We start from the raw sequence: 20,781 nt of genomic DNA, 5'->3' as shown, positions 1-20,781 counted from the left end.
CCCGGGCCCGACCCGGCGTGTGCCGTCTCCGGTCAGTCGGTTCCCTCGGCCATGGCCAGCTGGACCTCGACCGGGTCCCGGCGGGAGATCCACAGGGCCCGGCCCGGAGCCATGCGGCGGGCGCGGACGCTGCCGAAGAGCATGCCCTCCGAGGGCGGGGTGGAGAGCATGATGCTCGGCGTGTTGAGGTCGATGAGCGAGCGGATGAACGGCTCTCCGCTCGCCCGGCCGAACCCGCCCGCGGCGTGCACGAGGATGACGTGCAGCCCGATCTCCGCCCCCTGGGCGAGCATGGGCGCCAGCGGGGCCATGGGGCTGGCCCCGCTGCCCGCGACGAGCTCGAAGTCGTCCACGATGACGAACAGCTCGGGGCCGGTCCACCAGTCGCGGAGCCGGATGCGGTCGGGGGTGATCTCGGGGCCGGGCATGCGGACCTGCATGGCCTGGGCGGCGGCCTGCATCATCTCGCGAACGCTGTCACCGGTCACCGCGTACCCCAGCTGCATCTCCTTGGGGACGGCGTCGTAGAGCCGGCGCCGCTGGTCGCCCAGGACGACCCGGGCCTCCGAGGGGCCGTAGTGGCGCCGGATCGCGTTGGTGATGTGCCGGACGAGGTTGGTCTTGCCCGACTCGGTGTCGCCCACCACCAGGAGGTGGGGGGTGGCGCCGAAATCGTGCCAGAAGGGCTGCATGCGGCGGCTCTCCAGGCCCAGCGGCACGCGCAGGACGCCGCTGGTCCCCTCCAGGTCGGAGGCGGGCAGTTCGGCGGCCCGGAGCATCGCCGGGAGGGTGCGCACGGGCGGGGCGGCCGGGCCGTCCCAGGCGTCCTTGACCCGGGTGATGAGTTCGCCGGTGCCCGCGGAGACCGTCACCGCGTCCGGGTTCCCGTCGGCCCGGGGCAGGCCGGTGAGGAAGTGGTGCTTGTCCTCGGTGATGCCGCGGCCCGGGACGCGGGGCACGGTCTGGGCGGCCCTCATGTGCACGAGCGAGTCGACCGGGTCGCCCAGGCGCAGCTCGAAGCGGGTGCCCATGAGGTCGCGGACGCTGGTGTTGAAGTCGGCCCACCGGGGCGAGGCCACCATGACGTGGATGCCGTAGTTGAGACCGCGCTGGACGAGCTGGACGATGGAGGCGACCAGGTCCATGTTGTCCTGCCGGATGGTGCCCCAGCCGTCCACGACGAGGAACACGTCGCCGTGGCGCTCGTCGGCGAACTCGCCCGCCGCGCGCCGTGCCCGGTACGTGGCCATGGAGTCGATCCCGTGCTCCGCGAAGAACGTCTCGCGGTGGGTGAGGATCTCGTGCATCTCCATGATCGTGCGCACGATGCGCCGCTCGTCGGTGCGCGCCGTCACGCTGCCCACGTGCGGCAGGCCCTTGAGGGCCTGGAGCAGTCCGCCACCGCAGTCGATGCCGTAGAACTGCACCTGGGCGGGGGTGTTGCGCAGGGCGAGTCCCAGGATGAGCGACGCCAGGAGCGTGCTCTTGCCGCTCTGGGGACCGCCCGCGATCCCGACATGGCCGCCGGCCCCGGTGAGGTCGGCGAGCAGGGGCGTGCGCCGGTGCTCGAACGGCCGGTCGACGATGCCGACGGCGACCTTGAGGGATCCGCGGTCGTCCCAGAGCACGCCGCCCTCGGGGATCGCGCTCCCGATCATGCCGTGCAGCTCGTCGAGCAGCGGGGGCACGCCGAGCGGGGGCAGCCACACGTCGCGCGCCGCGGGCCCGTGCTCCGACAGGCGGTCGAGCGCGATCTCCAGGAGTGAGGGCTGCGCCTCCTGGGGCTGCTCCTCCACGACCTCCTCGACGGGCGCCTCGGGCATCCGCACGGGTGCGTCGGTGAACAGCACCGTGACCGCCCGGCCCGCGACGGAACTGCGGACGGCGCGCCGACTGACCCGGTAGGGCCCCGAGACGTAGGCCGCCTTGAAGCGGATCAGCGTCTCCGTGTCGATCTTGAGGAACCCGTTGCCCGGCGCGGACGGCAGCCGGTGTGCGTCGGGCACCCCGAGCACGCCGCGGCTCTCGATCGCGGAGAACGTCCGCAGCGCGATGCGGTAGGACAGGTGGCTCTCCAGCTGGTGCATGCGGCCCTCGTCCAGGCGCTGGGAGGCCAGCAGCAGGTGGACGCCGAGGCTGCGGCCCAGCCGTCCGATCATGACGAACAGGTCCATGAAGTCCCGGTGCGCGGCCAGCAGCTCGCTGAACTCGTCCACGACCACGAAGAGCGTCGGCAGCGGCTCCATCCCGGGGTCGGTCTCACGCGCCTTCTCGTACTCGTGCACCGAGCTGTAGCCGCCCGCCGCCCGCAGGTGCTCCTGGCGGCGCACCAGCTCCCCGTGCAGGGCGTCCTGCATGCGCTCCACCAGGATCGCCTCGTCGGCGAGGTTGGTGATGAGGGCGGAGGTGTGCTTGAGCCCGTCCAGGCCCAGGAAGGTCGCACCGCCCTTGAAGTCCACGAGGATGAAGTTCAGGGTCTCGGGGGTGTGCGTCAGCGCCAGCGCCAGGACCAGGGTGCGCAGCAGCTCGCTCTTGCCCGACCCGGTGGCACCGATCAGCATGCCGTGCGGGCCCATGCCGCCCAGAGCCGACTCCTTGAGGTCCAGCTCCAGCGGGGCCCCGTCCGAGGTCATCCCGATCGGTACCCGGAGCCGGTTCTTGGGGTGGAGCTCCCCCCACATGCGTTCCGGGTCGTGCGCGCGCAGGTCCCGCACCCCCAGCAGCGTGGTCAGCTCGAAGTCGGTGGTCAGGGGCTCCGTCACCTCCGTGGTGACACCGCTGGACCGGTAGGGGGCGATGAGCCGGGCGAGGGAGGCCGCGCGCGTCCGGCTGAGCGCGTCGGGGCGGCCGAGCTCCTCCTCGGTGTCACGCCCGGAGTGGTCCCTGCCCAGCTTGACCAGGCGGGAGGGCTCCACCCTCAGCGCGAGGGTGTAGGGGTCGTCCTCGGGCGGCATGGGGTCGGCGACGTCCACGACCACGGCGTTGCGGTAGCCGCCCCCGAGCAGGCGGGAGCCCGGCGGGATGCTGCCGCCGTCGACGACCACGACGATGAAGGGCTCCTCCCGGCCCGGCGCGGCGGAGGGATCGAAGCGCGGCCGATCGGAGAGCTCCTCACCGAGGAGCTGTTCGAGTTCCATCGCGTCGGTGCAGAGCATGCGCGCCTCCCCGGCCCCGTCGCGGGCCAGCGGGTGCTGGTTGTGCGGCAGCCACTTCACCCAGGACCAGTGGGGCATGGCGGCGGCCGAGGCGCAGACGGCGACGCGCAGCTCGTCATGGGAGTGGAAGACCGCGAGCTGTCCGAGGAGGGCCCGGGTCATGGCTCGGGAGGCGGCCACGTCCCCCCGGAGGGTGATCCGGGCGTAGCCGCGGAGGTAGACCTCGACCGGCTGGTCCTCGACCGTGCCGTAGGCGCGGATGAAGCGGCGCAGGTTGTGGGCGCTGAGGGGTTCGAGGTCCTCCACGGGCTTGGAGGAGACCGGGGAGATCTTCATCGAGAGCGCCCGCTCCCCGACCGCGATGCGCACCTCGCCGAAGTCCACGTCGTCGGCCCTGCGCTCCCACAGGCGCGAGGTGCGGACGATGGACCACAGGGCCTGGGGGTGGGGCGCGCGCCAGAGCATCGCGTCCCGCTGCTCGGTGACGACGTCACGGAGCCGGGTGCGCATCTGCCGCAGGTAGCGCAGGTAGTCCCGGCGGTCGTCGTTGAGCTTGCGGCGCCGTTCCAGGACCGTGCGCAGGTACTGGCCGCCGAGCATCAGGACGGCGCCGGCGAGCATCATGCCACCGGCGATGAAGGGCATGACGCTGTTCCCCATGTTCCCGGGGCGGATGAACATCATGAGCATGGCCAGTGAAGTGAGGGCCATCGGCATGTACATGAAGACCGAGGACATGCTGGACTGCTGCTCGGTCAGCTCCGGCGGTTCCTGGAGGGAGATCTCCCCCGAGGGCAGGTCGGGGCCGGGGCGCCTCGGAGGGCGCCGCACGCGGATGATGCTCACTGTAGGGGGACCTCCAGGATCGGGATCTCGGGCACGGCCACCGGTGGCCACCGCGACAAGCGAACCTCGCCAGGGTTATCAACAGATCACGAAAAAAGCTACCGGAGCAAAACAAGATCACAGATTCGGATATTTGAACCCACACAACACCAGAAACCGATATCTGAGTGTTAGTCTCGCTTGCGTTCCGCTACCCCCCGTCGAACGGCTTCGGATGAACGACTCCACCGCCGTCGACCAATGCCGGCTCCTGATCCGCGCCCCCGGGCGCGCTTTCGAGGTGGCGGCCCCGGTCGAGGTCCCCCTGTCCGAGATCATCCCCACCCTCGTGCTGTACGCCGAGGGCGACGACGGCGAGGACCTGGACGAGAGCGGCCTGGAGCACGACGGCTGGATCCTCCAGCGGCTGGGCGACGAGGCCCTGGACGAGGACGAGACCCCGGCGTCGCTGGGGCTGTGCCACGGGGAGACCCTCTATCTCAGGCCCCGGAGGGCGCAGCTCCCGCCGGTCCACTTCGACGACATCGTCGACGGGGTCTCCACCGGCATGGCCGAACGGCCCGACCTGTGGTCCGCGGACCGTACACGCGTCCTGCTCCAGGTGCTGGGGATCACGGTCCTGCTGGTCGGACTGGGCGTGATGGTCGGCGGTGGCCGGAACCTGTTCACCGCGCTGGGCTGCGCGGCGTCGGCGGTCCTGATGCTGGTGTCGGCCTGGGCGGCCTCCCGCGCCATGTCCGACCTGACCGCGGCCACCGGGCTGGCGGGCTGCGCGACCCTGGCCATGGGGCTGGCCGGGGCGCTGGTCCCGTCGGGGGAACCGGGAACCGTGTTCTCGGGGGCCGTGATCCTGACGGCGTCGGTGACCGCGGCGGGCGCCAGCGTGCTCGGCGTGGCGGCGGTGGCGGGCTCGATGCCGTTCTTCACCGGCCTGTTCGTGGTCGAGGTGCTCGGCGCCATCGGCGGCCTGACCCTCATGTTCCTGCCGGGGGCCGACCTCCCGAGCACCGCGGCGCTGGTGGGGATGATCGCGCTGTTCACCGGTACCTACGCCCCCCAGCTGGCGTTCCGGCTCGCGGGTCTGAAACTCCCGGCGCTGCCGTCCAACACCGACCAGCTCCAGGAGGAGATCGACCCGTTCCCGGCACGCCGGGTCCTGGACCGGACCGCCCTGGCCGACCGGTTCCAGACGGCCCTGTACGCCTCGACCGGTGCCGTGCTCACCCTGTGCGCGGCGGTCCTGGCCCTGGCGCCGGGCTGGATCCCCCGGACGCTGGTGGTCGTCCTCTGCCTCGTGATGCTGCTCCAGGCCCGCGGTCTGGGCAGCGCCTGGCAGCGCTACCTCATGGTCGCACCGCCCTGGATCGGCCTCGCCGTGCTGGCGATCGCCCTCGCCTGGAGTTCGGACCCCCTGGGCCGCCTCCTCGCCGTGCTGGGCCTGTTCGCGGCCACGACGATCCTGGCGGTCCTCTCGTGGAGCCTGCCCGGGCGGCGCGCCCTGCCGCACTGGGGGCGGGCCGCGGAGATCATCCAGCTGATCCTGTCCACGGCCCTGATACCGCTGGTGCTGGCCGAGTTCGGGGTGTTCGGCCTGCTGCGCGGGATCGGGGGCTGACATGCAGTCGCGACGCGACCGGGTGATGGCCTACAACTTCACCGTGGGCCGTCTGGGCACGGCGATGCTGGAAGCGGACCCCGACGCGGTGGACGCCCCGATGCGCCGCACGCGCACGGGCTCCTACATCGGCCTGGCCATCGGCGCGCTGCTGTGCATCGGATTCCTCGTCTTCGGCCTGATCTTCCCCGGCGGGGCCACGTCCTGGCGGCAGGAGGGGCGCATCGTGGTCGCCCGCGACGGCGGCGCGACGTACCTGTACTCCGGCGGCGAGCTGCGCCCCGTGGCCAACCTCGCGTCGGCGCGGCTGGTGCTCGGCGAGGGGGCCACGACCAGCCTCGTCTCCCCCCGGTCCCTGGAGGGGGTCCCCATGGGCGGGCCCATCGGGATCTCCGGGGCCCCCGACGCCCTTCCCGAGAGCGGGACGTGGGGGACGTGGCGGCTGTGCGCCGTGGAACCCTCCGGGGACGGCGAGGACCGCAGGGGCAGGACCGCCCTGGTGGTGGGCGAGGCGCCCGAGCCGTGGACCACCGGACCCCGCGACGGCGTCCTCCTGGTCGCCCCGGACGGAACGGAGCACCTGCTGTGGATGGGCACGCGGCTGCGCCTCGACGAGGAGGCCGGCGGCCTCCAGGCCCTGGGCTACGGCACGACCCCCGCGCTGCCGGTGAACCCCTCCTTCCTCAACGCCGTCCCCGAGGGGCCGGACCTGGTGGCCCCGGCCGTGTCCGGTGCCGGTGAGCAGGGCCCCGAACTGGCGGGCGCCCCGCGGACCGTGGGCCAGGTCTTCGCCGTCTCCACCCCCGGCCAGGAGGACCAGCACTACCTCCTCACCCGGGACGGGCTCGAAGCCCTGACGCTCACCCAGTCCCTGCTGCTGCTCGGCGACAAGGAGGTGTCGGGCCCCGCCTACGACGGCTCGCCCCCCGAGGCCGTCGCGCTCCCCGCGGCCGAGGTGCACGACAACCTCGCCCCGGAACCGGTCATGGCGGCCGAGGCCGAAGGACTCCCCGCGGCCCCGCCCGAGCCCCTGGAGGTGGGGCCGGGGGTGCCCTGCCTGCGCTGGGACCGGGACGGATCGATGGACATGACCATGGAGCCCCCGGCCGGGATCGCGGCGTGGCCCGTTGCGGACCGCCCCTTCGTGCAGGCGGGCTGCCCCACCCCCGACCTCGTGGGCATCCCCGCCGGGCAGGGCGGGGTGGTGGCCGCGGTCCCGGTCTCCGGAACCGCGACCACCCCCACCTATTACGTCGTGACCGACAACGCGGCCAAGTACCCGGTCGCGGACACCGAGGCGCTGGCGGCGCTGGGCTACACGGAGGAGGAGGCGGCCCCGCTGCCGACCTCGCTGCTCAGGCTGCTGCCCACCGGACCCCTGCTGAGCCAGGAGGCGGCATCGCTCCCCCTGGCGGCCTCCCCACCGAGCGGGGGCAGCTCCTGCCCCTGACGACCCCATCACCAAGGAGAGGAACATGTCGAGAACACGGAGTACAGACGAGGCCAACCGGATCGCCCAGGAGGCGATGCAGGAGGCCCACACCGGGTGCAACAGCATCTACCAGAACGTCGACAACACCCGTGACCAGCTCCGCGGCTCCTGGCAGGGCGCCGCCTCCAACCGCTACAGCGAGGCGCTGGTGGGCTGGCTGGAGGAGCTGCGGCTCATCACCAACGACATGAACCAGATGATCGGCACCTTCGGCGGCACCGTGCAGGCCATGCACAACGTCGAGGACGAGGCCGTCCTGACCGGCTCGCGCTGGATGGACGACCTGAACCCGAACCAGGCCGGATGACCCCGGGCCGCGGGCCGTGCCGGACCGGACGGCCGCGGCCGCGGGGCGGCCCGCGCGCGAGACGGCGCGCGGGCGGAGCAGTCCCCCAGACGAACCCCCACAGGGAAGAGGTGGATCCATGAACGGATTCGATGTCAGCTACGGCCTTGTCGACGACGCGACCATGGAGCTGGGGCAGCAGACCGAGGCGGTCGCCCGGCGGATCGAGGAACTCGACGCCAAGATGCGCGTCGTCCTCGACGACCTCGAAGGTGCCGCCAAGGAGAGCTACGAGGCGAAGGTGAAGTCCTGGCGCCTCAACGTCGCCGACATGCGCCTCCTGCTGGGCAAGGCGCAGAACGCCCTGAACGACATCCGCAACAACTACTCGGGGACGGACCGCAACGAGGCGATGAACTGGTCCGCGCTCCTGTGACCCCCCGGCCGTGAGCCGGACCGGTACGGATGCGACCGTCGGCCCGGCGAGGCCCCTCCTGTCGGCGGGGCAGGCCCCGTCCCCTGCCCCGTCCCGGGGCCGGGCCCGACCGTCACCGGGTCCGGCCCCTCTCCCGAGTTCGGATTGACGCCCCCGTACGGGCGGCAAGGAGACAGTGAACGTGTCCGCATCGCAGTACGACTTCCGTTCAGCACTCTCCGGTGAGCCGGAGGACCCCGCCGAGGGTGAGGAGGAGCAGGCGGAACTCCTCACCACACTGACCGCGCAGGAGAGCACCTCGACGACCGGTTCGGTGGGGGCACCGCTCAGCCTCAACCTGGCGACCGGTCTCCTCACGATGACCAACCGGTCCGGGACGATGGAGGTCGACACCTCGGACGAGCGGGTCCTCATCGACCCCGAGGCGCCCTCCTCCGTGGCCGTCCGGGACGGGGTCGTGGTGATGGGGGCCTCGACGGAGGGCTCCCCGCTCCTGGTGGGCCAGAGGGTGCAGGAGCGCCTGATCGAACCGGCCGGCGAGAACGTGCCGGCGTCCGTGGAGGGCTCCACCGAGGGTGTGGTCACCGAACCGCTCTCGGAGCCCCTCCAGCCCGTGGTGCACGTCGTGTCCGTCCGCGATCCCGAGCCCTCCGATCTCGCCGAGCCCATGCCGGTGTCGGAGGGGATCCCCCTCGCCGAGTCGCTGCCCGCGACCCTGGAACCGGTCCAGGAGGGGATCGAGCCCATCGAAGCGATGCCGATCTCGGCCCCGGTCGAGGGCGAACTCGTCAACACCGGTACCGGGGACGCCGCGGGCGCCGTCGGCCCGGTGGTCACCGTGGACCCCGAGACGGGCGAGACCGTCATCCTCGCCGAGGACCTGCACATCACGGTCGGCCCCGAGAACGGTGCGATCCGGATCGAGCCGTCCGACGAGAACGTCCCCCTCGGCCCCGACTCGCCGCCGATCACCGTCGAGGCCGGCGGCCTGACGATGGTGATCGACCCGGCCACGGGCACTCTGGACGTGAACCCCGTCAAGGGCGAGTTCGCGGACGTGACCATCGAGATCGGCGACCTGAACATCGTCATGGACGGCGAGACCGGGGAGGTCTCGGTCGACCCCGGGGACGGCACCGTCTCGGTCGACCCCGAGACCGGCCTGATCACCATCGAGCCGGTGGACGAGGACCAAGAGGGCGAGGAGGACGCCGACCACCCCGCAGGAGACGAGGAGGACGAAGAGGGGTCCGACCGCCCCGCCGGGGAGGAGGACGGCGAGGAGGACACCGACCGCCCCGCCGGAGACGAAGAGGGCACCGGTCCGGACCAGGAGGGTGAGCACGACCGCCCGGGCGGCGACTCGGGTGGTTCCGGAGGCGTGCCGGTCGGCTCGGTACCCGGGGGCACGGACCGGGACGAGGCGGGAACCGAGGACGAGGACACACCCGACGACCTCATCCCCGACGACCACACCTCCGAGCACCACCCACGCCCCGCACCCGAACCCGAGGACACCCAAGGCCAAGGGAACGGCGGCGGAGGAGACGGCGAAGGCAACGGAGAGGACACCGAGGACGACGACGCACCCGACGACCTCATCCCCGACGACCACACCTCCGAGCACCACCCACGCCCCGCACCCGAACCCGAGGACACCCAAGGCCAAGGGAACGGCGGCGGAGGCGGCGGCGAAGGCAACGGAGAGGACACCGAGGACGACGACCACACCTCCAAGCCCCACAGACGCCTTGTACCCGAACCCGAGGACACCCAAGGTCAGGGGAACGGCGGCGGAGGCGGCGGCGAAGGCAGCGGAGAGGACACCGAGAACGAGGACACACCCGACGACCTCATCACCGACGACCACACCTCCGAATACCACCCACGCCCCGCACCCGAACCCGAGGGCACCCAAGGCCAGGGGAACGGCGGCGGCGGAGACGAGGAGGACGAGGAGGACACGGACGAAGAAGACACGGACGAGGACGAGGACGAAGAGTCCGGAGGCGGCGGAGAAGGGAGCGAAGACGAGGAGGACGAAGAGGACGAGGATGAAGAGGGCGAGGACGAGGACGAAGAGGACGAGGGGACCGGAGGCGACGGAGGCGAGGACTCCGGAGACCAGAGCGGCGGCAGCGGGAACTCCTCGGAAGAGGGCACCCGGATCGACGTCGACAAGCTGAACCAGTTCCAGTCGAACTACGTCCTCCCACTGCGCAACGCCCTGAAGACGCACCGCCCCAAGTACGCCGCCTACGAGAGCTCGGGTGGGCAGGGGGCCAGCGTCACGCGCTTGGGCGACACCTCCCTCCTGCCGACACCGGGGAACGGGCTGCCTGCCAAGCTCGACGGCTCCATGGGCCAGCTGTACGGGATCCTCGACGACCTCCAGGACGAACTCGACAAGATCATCGAACGCCTCGAAAGGAACGCGGAGGCGTTCAAGGAGCTGGAGGAGGGCCAGGCGCTGACCGCCAGCCAGGTCATCTACCTCATCGGAAGCCCCTCCGCCGGGGGATCCGACACACCTACCCCCTGAACCCCGCCCCGTGTTGTCGGCCCCCGGATCGAAGGAGGACTCGTGCCACCGCTTCACCAGATCATGAACATCGTCGCAGACGCCGACGAAGACGGTACCTATCCCCCGATGCCCAGCGTCAACACCATCATCGGCCCCGATGTGAAATGGGTGGACGGGGGCCGGTACCACTTCGCGAGGACCACGAAATGGTTCGTCGGCTTCGAGTTCGGGGAGATGAACCGCTGGTGGCGCTACCTGTCGCCCGACCCGGGGTTCTGGGCCTGGGACGGCTGGGACTACGCCGGATACACCATGCAGGAGGAGCTCTGGAGCGGCCCCGGATCCGTTGAGTGGAAGTTCCGGGAGGCGCTGGCCAAACTGGCGACCGTCATCCCCAACTCCATCAACGGCGCGGGATCGTCCACCTTCCACTGGCAGCCCGTCGGCGAACTCATCGGCAACCTCAACAGCCTCATCACGGTCCTGGGGGACCAGAGCGAGAACATGTACAAGGCGTACAACGAGCTCGACGTCCCCGAGGGCCCCATGACGGGGGCCGCGGCCTCGGCCTACGCGGCGCGCCTGTACGACTTCGGGGCCCGGCTGGAGCAGCTCAGGGACGACGTCAAGAACAACCACGACGCCATCGACGACATCCTGGCCCCGGTGAAGAGCGCGGCCGAGAAGCTGCAACTGGCGGTGGAACAGGCACTCGGCAACCCCGCGACCGGGATGGGCCGGATCCTGGACGACTGGTATTTCCACGTGTCCGCGGGCAGCGAGGAGTGGTACTCCCCGCGCGGCCAGTTCCGTATCCGCATCAACGACTCGGTCATGGGGATCGTCGGGGACTCCATCACCGACTACAACGTCAACCAGGAGCTGAAGCACCGCTGGCAGAAAGGTTTCCAGGGGGTCATCGACGCCGCCAACGACCTGTACAACAGCATGAACGCCAGGTACGGGGGCGCGTTCACCAGCCTGGACCCGATCGAGACGCCCGAGGGGGACATCCCCTTCGAGATGATCCCCGACATCAACGACATCGACAATCCCTACGGCGGCGGGGGCGACGGCCCGCCCGATCCGCTGGAGATCGACTTCGACTGGGGCGACGGCCCGCCCGGCCCACAGGAGATCGACTTCGACTGGGGCGACGGACCCTCCGGCGAGGGCCCGCCCGAGCTGAACTACGAGGACCCCGGCGACGGCCCCGAAACGTACACCGGCGGTCCCGAGGACGAGACGAACTACGGCGGCGGCGGTCCCGGCCCCGAGATCATCGGTGGGCCGGAGGACGTCGTCGAGAACCCGCCCGTGCTCAGCACGGACTTCCCGGGGGCGGGCGACCCGCCTCCCGGCAGCGAGATCCCGCCCGGCGGATTCTCCAATCCGCCGCTCGACCTCACCGGCCCCGGGTCGGGGAACGATGGCGTCTCCCCTCCCCCGGGTATGGACACCGACTTCCCGGTCACGGGCGAGAACGGACCGAACGGGGTGGTCCCGCCGCCCCTGGGCTTCAACGGCCCCGGGTCGGGCGGGTCCGGCAACGGCCGCGGCAGGGGGAACGGCACCGGCACGGACTTCCCGCCCCCCACGGGCCTCACGGTGGACCCCGAGACGGGTCTGCCGATCAACCCCGACACCGGCCGTCCCTTCCCCGTGGACCCCGGGACCGGGCAGCCCTACGACCCCGACACCGGGCTCCCCATCAACTTCGACCCCGAGACGGGCCGGGTCACCCCGATCGACCCCGTCACCGGCGAACCCGTCTCGCCCGACGGGGCCACACGCCTGGAGATCGACCCCGAGACGGGTCTGCCGATCGACCCCGACACCGGGCAGCCCTACCCGGTGGACCCCGACACCGGGCAGCCCTACGACCCCGACACCGGGCTCCCCATCAACTTCGACCCCGGGACGGGAGAGGTCGCGCCGATCGACCCCATCACCGGACAGCCGGCCTCCCCGGAGGCCGGGCTGCCCATCACCTACGACCCGGAGACGGGCCTGCCCTACCCGATCGACCCGGTGACCGGGGAGCCGATCACCGACGGTGGGGGGACACGGCTGGACATGGACCCGGCGACGGGTCTGCCGATCGACCCCGACACCGGGCAGCCCTACCCGGTGGACCCCGACACCGGGCGGCCCTACAACCCCGACACCGGGCTCCCCGTCAACTACGACCCGGTCACCGGCCAGGTCGCCCCCATCGACCCCATCACCGGGGAAGCCGTCACACCCGACTTCACCCCGCCCAGGTCCCCCGGGCTGGACACCAACTTCCCGTCCTGGGAGGACATCGACCCGATCAACCCCGTCACCGGGGGGCCTGCGGAGGTCCACCCCGACACCGGTCTGCCCTATCCCGTGGACCCCGAGACCGGCGAGGCGATCAAGACCGGTTTCGACGCCCCGCCCGAGGGCCTGAACTACCCCCGGTACGAGAGCGGCGGGCCGAACGGGCTCAACTACCCCCGGTACGAGGGGGACGGCGGATCGGACGGCGGCGGATCGGGGTCCGGCGGCGGTGGCGGCTCCTCCGACCGCACGGCCATGTTCGCGTCGCCCACCGGCGCGGGCGGCACGCAGGCCCAGGCCGGCGCGGGCGGGGCGGCGGGAGGCACCGGCGGAGCGGGCGGCTACGGCGCCGGCGGCATGGGTTCACCGATGATGCCGCCCATGATGCCGCCGGGCGGTATGGGCGGCGGTGGCGGTGGCGAGAACCGCGACCGCAACAGGACCACATGGCTCTCCGAGGACGAGAAGGTCTGGGGAACCGACAACAGTCAACAGCGGTCCGTCCTCGGGCGGCCGGTACCGGGACAGCCCAAGAAGGAGGCCCAGCGGCATGAGTTCATCGATGCGGGAGCAGATGGAGGCCGAACTGGAACGGCTTCACACGACGATGAGGGAAATCGAGGACGCAAGCGCAAGCCTGGAATCGGCAACAGAAGAGGTCACGGCCAAGAACAGGCTGGTGACGGCGACGGTCGACGCGACCGGTCGTCTGACTGAGCTCAAGTTCCACACCGACGGCTACCGGGGCATGGCCCCGGCGGAGCTGGGTGCGACGCTGGTCGAGGTGATCGACCGCGCGCAGCGGAAGATGTCGGACCGGGTCGCGGAGGCGTACGACGCCTTCGCCCCCGAGGGTGTCGACACGGCTGCGGTGATGCGCGGGGAAGTGGACGTCGAACAGACCCTCCGCTCCATGGGCGTCTCCCTCGACGACTTCCGGTGACCACCCGTTCGCAGCGACCAGACCGAGGCCAGACCGAAGGAGGAGGACGATGTCCGGACCGGGTGACCACCTCTCCGTCAACCCCGACGGGATCAACCAGGACGGTAGGCGGATCTACGAGGCCGCCGACTACACGGACCAGATCGTGACCCACGCGCGCACCGGCCGCGATGCCCTGGGGGTGCCCTGGGGTGAGAAGGGGGACTACTCGAAGCAGATGCAGGAGATCCTCGGCGTGGCCGAGATCTTCCTGTGGGAACTGCTCCGCTACATCGCCATAGCCCAGCGCCAGGCCGCCGACGGAACGCTCCAGACCGCACGGAACTTCACCAACGCCGAGGGCGTGAACGTCGACGTGTCCGGTTCGTTCGACCCGCGTACCCACGGAGGCAGGCGGTGACCGGGCCCGCCGCGGACGGGATCGGCCCCGTCGGTTCCGAGGACGCCTCCCGGGAAGCCGCGGGGCAGGACACCGCCCACGCGTTCCGTACCGCCCTGTCGGAGCAGGCCCCCGAGCGGCCGGATCCCGGTGCGGCGGCGGACGCGCTGCCCGAGGTGGAGCACCGTCCGGAGCCCGCTGGCGCGGAAGCGGAAGCGGAAGCGGTCGCCGAACCGGAGCCGCCCCGGACCCTGGGCGGGGTCGTGGGGAGCGGCGCGCGGGACGAGGAGCAGGCCGGACCCGCCCTGGACCGGCCGGGGGCGCCCGTGCTGGCCGGTGCCGCCATCGCGGGGGCGCTCCTGGTCATCGCGCCCTTCGCCGTGACCACGGGCGCGTCGACGGTGGGTCTGGACACCGCGTCCCAGCAGACCCTCCTGACGGACGCGGTCGGCGGGCAGAGCGAGGGGCGGTCGTCGCAGGTGACGGCGGACAGCGCCGCCGGGGTCCCGGAGGGGGGCAACGGCTCGCCCGTGACCGAGAGCGCCGCCGATCCGGGATTCGTTCCGGAGGTGCGCTCGGGGAGCGCCGACCCCTCCCTGCCGGACCCGGGGACCGTCGGGGGCAACGGATCGGTCGAGACCTCCGCGCCGGCCGCCCAGGAGGGCCCGGACGGGGACGAGGCGGGCGGGACCGAGGGGGCTGCCGGGGACGGCGCTCCGGAGGGGACCGCCGAAGGGGTCGGGACCGCCGACACGGAAGCCCAGGGCGCACAAGGGACCCAGGACACCGGCGCCGGGTCCGGGGATGCCGACACCGCACCTGAGGGGACCGATTCCAGCGCGGGGTCGCAGCCCCCCGAGGACACCGGGTCGCAGACCGGCGACACGGCACCGGAGGACACCGCGGACACCGCCGCCGCGTCGGACGCGTCCGAGGGCACGGACGCATCAGAGGGCACGGGCGCGTCGGAGGGCACGGACACGTCAGAAGGCACGGGCGCGTCGGAGGGGGCGGACGCCGACGGCACCGGCTCCCCGGACGGCACCGGCTCCCCGGAGGGCACCGGTTCTCCGGACGGCACGGCCTTCTCCGCCGAGGACGCTCCCCCCGAACCCCCGCTGACCGGGTCCGACCCCCCGGAGTCCTCCTCGATCCTCCAGGACGCCACCGAACGGACCGTCGCCGTGGAGGACCGCTACATCGCACTCGCCGGCCCCGGCTGCGCGGGTTCGGAGGGGGCCTCCTACACCGGCGAGGGCAGGTGGGAGAGCGCCGAGGGCTCGGCGAGCTGGGCGACGCGCCCCGGCGGCTACGACCAGGAGGGCTGCCAGGGGTCCTACGACGCGGTCCCCGTGTCGGGCGACCCCGAGCGGGGCGACCACCAGTCCGCCTCCTGGACGTTCACCCCCGGCAGGCAGGGCGCGGTCTGCGAGATCTACGTCCACGTCCCCGACGACGAGAGCCCGCTGTGGGTCGCGTCCGGGGAGGCCCGCTACCGGCTCCACCCCGGGGACCGCACCGAGGACGCGGCGGTCGCCGTCTTCGGGTTCGACCAGTCCCAGGTGCGGGGCGGGTGGGTCCAGGTGACGGGCTTCGTGTCCCCCTCGGAGGTGTTCACGGTGCGCCTCACCAACGCGGGCGGAGACCCGTTCCCCGACGACGAGCACCAGAACGCCCACGTGGCCGCTTCGGCCATGCGCGCCGACTGCTCCTGACATCCCCCGCGGGAGGGCGGCCCCGGCCGCCCTCCCGCCTTCGCGGCCACAGCCCGCAGAACACAAGGAAGGCAACCGATGAGCAGGCAGCTCCTCACCGTCAACCCCGACGTCCAGGGAGCGCACGACACGATCACGTCCGCTCTGGACGCGGCGGTCGGCGATGCGGTCATCACCATCGCGCCGGGGCGTTACGAGGAGAACCTCGTCCTGCGCGAGGTCGTCACCCTGGTGGCGCGCGACGGACGCGGAAGCGTGGAGATCACCAGCGCTTCGGGCAGCACGGTGCTCTCCGGGGCCGAGGCGGTCAAGCTCGACGGCCTCGTGCTGCGCTGCCGGGACGAGGAGCGCCCCGCCGTGGACGTGCCCGCCGGAGAGGTCGAGATGGCGGGCTGCGAGGTCTACGGGACGGCGTGGGCCGCCGTCGCCGTCAGGGGCGGCGGCGGGCTCGCCATGCGGGACAGCCGCGTCTGCTGTTCCGAGGGGGCGGGCGTGGTCGTCGTGTCCGCCGGGAGCACGACCATCGAGGACTGTGTGGTCGAGGACGTCAAGACCAGTGCCCTGGTGATCGGTGAGCAGGGGCGGCCGTGGGTGCGCTCCAGCGTGCTCCGGGACGCCGGGGGCAACGGGCTGTTCGCGAGCGGGGGCGCGGGCGGCACGCTGGAGGACTGCGAGATCACGGCCACGGGCAAGCCCGGTGTGGCCCTGGAGGACGGGGCGGCCACCACCCTGCGGCGGCTTCGCGTGCACCGCACGGAGAAGGAGGGGATCGCGCTCTCCAGCCAGGCGCGCCCGGTGGTGGAGGACTGCGTCGTCGAGGAGACCGGGGGCGACGGCGTGCTGGTCCGCGCCGGCTGCGACCCCCAGGTGAGCGGCCTCCGCGTGGTCAGGGCCAAGGGCACCGGGATCCATGTCACCGAACGCGCGCAGGGCCTGTTCGACTCGTGCGCGGTGGAGGAGGCGGGCGGGGACGCGCTGCGCTCGGGCGGCCGGGCCTCGACCACCTTCCTCCAGTTGACCGTGAGCGGCGGCGGAGGACTCCTGCTGGCCGGGGACAGCGTGGCGGAGTTCGACCGCGGGACCGTGCGCGAGACCCGCGGGCACGGCATCGTCGTCACGGGGGGAGCGCCGTTCCTGCGGGGGATGGCGGTGGAGGACACCGGCGGCCACGGGGTGCTCCTGGAGGGCTCCGCCCGGGGCAGGTTGGAGGAGATGACCTTCGAACGCACCAAGAACGCTTCCGTGGCCGTGCACGAGGGGGGCCGGGTCGAGCTGGAGGGCGCGCGGATCGTCCAGAGCCGGGACGCGGGCGTGATCGTGGGCTCGGGGGGCGAGGCCGACGTGCGGGACTGCGAGATCGCGGAGTCCTCGGGCGACGGCGTCTCGGTCCAGGGGGGAGGCCGCGCCACCGTGCTCAGGTCCCGGGTGCGCGAGGGCCGGCGCAACGGCGTGCTGGTGGCCGCGAACGCGAGCGCCGTCCTGCGGCGCTGCGAGGTGTTCGGGAACCGGACGGACGGCGTCCTGGTCCACTCCGCGGAGGAGGTGGTGGTGGAGAACTGCACGGTGCGCGACAACGGCCGCTCGGGTCTGCGCCAGACCGTGGCCAGCGAGAACGCCCGCACCGAGGACCTGTACAGCCAGGGGAACGGCTCCCCCGACGCCTACGGGGAGACGGCGGGCACCGCGGTACCGCTCGCGCCGCTCGACGACGAGGACGAGGCCGGGGCCGGGGAGGAGGGGGCGGGTCCGCTCGCGGAGCTGGACGGCCTGATCGGTCTCGCCAACGTCAAGCACGAGGTCCGCACACTGATGACCCGGAACCGAATGGCGCAGCGCCGGGCGGAGATGGGCCTGCCGACACCGCCGATGAGCCGCCACCTCGTCTTCGGGGGCGCGCCGGGCACGGGCAAGACCACGGTCGCCCGCCTGTACGGGCGCGTCCTCTCCGAGCTGGGCGTGCTCAAGTACGGCCACGTGGTGGAGGTCGCCCGCGCGGACCTCGTCTCCCAGTACGTCGGCGGTACGGCCATCAAGACCACCGAGGTGTTCGAGAGCGCCAAGGGCGGCGTGCTGTTCATCGACGAGGCGTACACCCTGTCCAGCGGAGGCGACTCGGGCAAGGGTCCCGACTTCGGGCGGGAGGCCATCGACACCCTGGTGAAGCTCATGGAGGACCACCGGGACGAGGTCGCCGTCATCGTGGCGGGCTACACCGACGACATGGAGCGGTTCCTGGCCGCGAACCCCGGGCTGGCCTCGCGGTTCAGCAAGACCATCGAGTTCCTCAACTACGAGGACGCCGAACTGGTGGAGATCGTCCGCGGGCTCTGCGAGGGGAACAGCTACCGGCTGGCCCCGGAGACCGAGGAGGCGGTGCTGCGGCACTTCGCGCAGATCCCGAAGGGGCCGACCTTCGGCAACGCCCGCGAGGCCCGCAAGCTGTTCGAGGAGATGATCGACCGGCAGGCGGCCCGGCTCGGCTCCTCGTCGCACGAGGACCCCGATTCCTTCAGCCTGCTGCTCCCGGAGGACCTGGGAGCGGCGGCGGACGCTCCCCCCACCGCGGACGACCGCCGGCAGCAGATCATCGACCTGCGCGGGGAGCTGGACGCCCTGGTGGGGCTGGGGCAGGTGAAGGACACCGTCAACGACCTCACCAACCTGCTGCTCATGGCGGAGCAGCGGCGGTCCATGGGCCTTCCGGTGTCGCCGATGAGCCACCACCTGGTGTTCACCGGCCCTCCCGGTACCGGTAAGACCACGGTGGCGCGGCTCTACGGCCGCCTGCTGCACGCCCTGGGCGTGCTGCCGGCCGACCACGTGGTGGAGGCCGCCCGCTCCGACCTCGTCGGCCGCTACATCGGCCACACCGCGCAGCTCACGGCGGAGGTGTTCGAGCGTGCCCGGGGCGGCGTCCTCTTCGTCGACGAGGCGTACACCCTGACCCCGCGCGGGGAGGGCAACGACTTCGGGCAGGAGGCCGTGGACACCCTGCTCAAGCTGATGGAGGACCACCGCGACGAGGTCGCCGTCATCGTCGCCGGGTACCCGACGGAGATGGACCGCTTCATGGACTCCAACCCCGGCCTGGCCTCCCGGTTCAACCACCGGGTGGAGTTCCCGTCCTACAGCGACGAGGAACTGGTCACCATCGTCGCGCGGATGGCCGCCTCCTCGGGGTACGAGTGCGTCCCGGACACCCGGGCGGCGCTGCGGCGGCACTTCTCGACGGTGGAGCGGAACGCGTCGTTCGGCAACGCGCGCTACGCGCGCCAGATCCTGGAGCGCATGATCACCCGGCAGGCCGGACGCCTGATGGAGGTGGGCGGCTCCCCGACGCGGGAGGACTTCACCTCGCTGCTGCCGGCCGACATCCCGTGACGGGGGTGCCGCCGTCCGCGGATCCCGTGCCGGGACGGCGCGGTCCGGTGGCGGGCGGGCGGTGGGAGCACCGCGGGGCCGGTCAGCGGGCGTGGCGCGGTCCCCCCGTCACGGTCCGTCCCCCGGCCGTTGAACCGCGGGATCGGGCACCCGCGGCCGCGGTCCGGGCGGCCGCCCGGACCGCCTGTCGGGCACGGGCCGAGCCGGCCCCCAGGGCCAGGCCTGCCAGGCGCCGGCATTCCCCGGGGGTGTGGCGGCTCAGGGCATCGCGCACCGCGGGCAGGGCCGGGGCGGCCATCGAGAGACCGGTGGCCCCCAGGCCCACCAGCACCAGGGCCAGCAGCGGATCGGTGACGGCGTCCCCGCACACCCCCACCGGAACGTGCAGGCTCCGGCCCGCGAGCCCGACCGCGCCGATCAGCGACAGCAGGGCGGGCTGCCAGGGGTCCAGGAGGCCCGGGGGGAAGTCCGCCGCCCGGTCGACGGCCATCGTGTACCGGGCGAGGTCGGTGGCGCAGACCGTCACGAAGTCCACCTCGTACAGCAGCCGGTCGGCGAGCAGGGCAGCCGCCGGGACCTGGATCATCACCCCGGCACGGGTCACGCCCTGGGCACGGGCGAGGTCGGCGAACTCCCCCGCCTCCCCGGGTGTGGACACCATCGGCGCCATCACCCCGACGTCGGCCCCGGTCTCCCTGGCCGCCGCGGCGATGGCGGCGAGCTGGTCCACCAGCAGTTCCCGGCACAGGTGGACGGTACCGCCGTCCCGGTGTCCCGCGGACCGGGTGCCCGCCCGGTGCCGCGGCCGCGCGGGCACCGGACCGCCCGCACCGGGATTGAGCACGCGCACCGTGAGGGGGCGTCCCGGGACCGCCGCGAACATCCCGGCGTAGGCGGCGGTCTGCTCGTCCCGCGTGGGCGGCTCCGCGCGGTCGCGGAACAGGAACTCGGTGCGGAGCAGCCCCACGCCGTCGCCTTCGTCGACCGCGGTCGACTCCAGGGCCTCCCCGCTGACGTCGAGGAGCAGCCGGACCGCCGTGTCCCCGGCGTCGGGTGCCGGTTCGAGGACCGATCCCGTCGGCGTCGGGGCGTGGCCGGCCGGAAGGGGGGAGGCGATATGTGCCACGTTCTCTCCAGGGGACGACGTGTCGGGGCCCGGGGGACGGCCTGGGCCCGAGGGGGGTGGGGCGGTCGCACGCACGGCGAAGGGCCCGGCGGGGCCCGGGCGTGGTCGGGGGTCGCTGGAGCGGGGTCGGCGCCGCCCGCCCGCCGGGACGAGGGGGAGAACGGCGGTGCGGGGGCGCCGGCCGGGCGAGGCCGCCCGGCGCTCGGGAGCGACCGCCGGCGCCGGGGGTCCGCCGCGACCCGGTTCGGGCGCCCCGTCGAGGTGCCGGGGATACCGGCGAGCACGGCGGGACGGCCTCTCCGGAGCAGGGGAAGGCCCATGGGGGGTGGTGGTTCCGGGGCGGGGACCGCGCACCGCGAGGCGGCGCACCGCGGGTTCCCGGGCGCCCCTCCACCATGTGGATGTTGGAATGTATCCGTTTACTTTTGGTTCAGTTGATTTTATGAATGTTCTGCATGTGCCGTCAAGGTGTTCCACGCTCGCGCAACAGGGGCCGGCCGGGAGCGGAACCCCTGCGGGCACGGCGCTCCGGCACACGGCCGGGCGCCCGGTGCGGTCGACCCGGGAGTGGGACGTGCT

At 72.5% G+C, this 20,781-nt stretch carries 12 protein-coding genes; 10 read left to right on the top strand and 2 right to left on the bottom strand.

Annotation, left to right across the window (positions count from 1 at the left end; genetic code table 11):
* Positions 1-32 precede the first annotated feature (32 nt).
* Positions 33-4,001 (bottom strand): type VII secretion protein EccCa, encoded by a 3,969-nt coding sequence (gene eccCa, locus QJS33_RS16960; protein WP_306368963.1) that lies wholly within the window; start codon positions 3,999-4,001, stop codon positions 33-35.
* Between the two features lie 214 nt (positions 4,002-4,215).
* Between eccCa and eccD the strand changes: the two genes are divergently transcribed.
* The 10 genes from eccD to QJS33_RS16910 all read left to right on the top strand — a co-directional run bounded on the left by eccD (position 4,216) and on the right by QJS33_RS16910 (position 19,076).
* Positions 4,216-5,616 carry a type VII secretion integral membrane protein EccD gene (eccD, locus tag QJS33_RS16955; protein WP_306368962.1) on the top strand — a complete coding sequence of 467 codons (1,401 nt, stop codon included), beginning with the start codon at positions 4,216-4,218 and terminating at the stop codon, positions 5,614-5,616.
* Position 5,617: 1 nt separating this feature from the next.
* On the top strand, positions 5,618-7,066 hold the full coding sequence (eccB, locus tag QJS33_RS16950) for a type VII secretion protein EccB (protein ID WP_306368961.1): 1,449 nt from the start codon (positions 5,618-5,620) through the stop codon (positions 7,064-7,066).
* A gap of 25 nt (positions 7,067-7,091) precedes the next feature.
* Complete coding sequence (locus QJS33_RS16945) at positions 7,092-7,415, top strand: WXG100 family type VII secretion target (RefSeq protein ID WP_306368960.1); 324 nt, start codon at positions 7,092-7,094, stop codon at positions 7,413-7,415.
* Positions 7,416-7,533: 118 nt separating this feature from the next.
* Complete coding sequence (locus tag QJS33_RS16940; RefSeq protein WP_306368959.1) at positions 7,534-7,830, top strand: WXG100 family type VII secretion target; 297 nt, start codon at positions 7,534-7,536, stop codon at positions 7,828-7,830.
* A gap of 181 nt (positions 7,831-8,011) precedes the next feature.
* Positions 8,012-10,372 carry a hypothetical protein gene (locus tag QJS33_RS16935; RefSeq protein ID WP_306368958.1) on the top strand — a complete coding sequence of 787 codons (2,361 nt, stop codon included), beginning with the start codon at positions 8,012-8,014 and terminating at the stop codon, positions 10,370-10,372.
* Positions 10,373-10,414: 42 nt separating this feature from the next.
* Positions 10,415-13,375: a hypothetical protein gene (locus QJS33_RS16930; RefSeq protein WP_306368957.1), complete on the top strand. Its 2,961-nt coding sequence runs from the start codon at positions 10,415-10,417 to the stop codon at positions 13,373-13,375.
* The gene (locus QJS33_RS16925) at positions 13,266-13,601 is read left to right on the top strand and encodes a YbaB/EbfC family nucleoid-associated protein (protein WP_306368956.1); all 336 of its coding nucleotides are present in this window, start codon (positions 13,266-13,268) and stop codon (positions 13,599-13,601) included. The genes QJS33_RS16930 and QJS33_RS16925 overlap by 110 nt, the downstream gene beginning before the upstream one ends.
* A 49-nt stretch (positions 13,602-13,650) precedes the next feature.
* Positions 13,651-14,001: a hypothetical protein gene (locus tag QJS33_RS16920; RefSeq protein WP_306368955.1), complete on the top strand. Its 351-nt coding sequence runs from the start codon at positions 13,651-13,653 to the stop codon at positions 13,999-14,001.
* Positions 13,998-15,695, top strand: coding sequence for a hypothetical protein (locus QJS33_RS16915; RefSeq protein ID WP_306368954.1), 1,698 nt, complete (start codon positions 13,998-14,000; stop codon positions 15,693-15,695). Before QJS33_RS16920 ends, QJS33_RS16915 begins: the two co-directional genes overlap by 4 nt.
* 78 nt (positions 15,696-15,773) lie before the next feature.
* Positions 15,774-19,076 carry a right-handed parallel beta-helix repeat-containing protein gene (locus tag QJS33_RS16910; RefSeq protein WP_306368953.1) on the top strand — a complete coding sequence of 1,101 codons (3,303 nt, stop codon included), beginning with the start codon at positions 15,774-15,776 and terminating at the stop codon, positions 19,074-19,076.
* Positions 19,077-19,158: 82 nt separating this feature from the next.
* Here the strand turns inward: QJS33_RS16910 and QJS33_RS16905 are convergent, their stop codons facing one another.
* The gene (locus tag QJS33_RS16905; RefSeq protein ID WP_306368952.1) at positions 19,159-20,202 is read right to left on the bottom strand and encodes a putative PEP-binding protein; all 1,044 of its coding nucleotides are present in this window, start codon (positions 20,200-20,202) and stop codon (positions 19,159-19,161) included.
* Positions 20,203-20,781 lie beyond the last annotated feature (579 nt).

The sequence above is a fragment of the Nocardiopsis sp. CC223A genome (assembly GCF_030766825.1).
Classification (GTDB): Bacteria; Actinomycetota; Actinomycetes; order Streptosporangiales; family Streptosporangiaceae; genus Nocardiopsis.
This window is presented reverse-complemented; position numbering and strand designations above follow the sequence as displayed.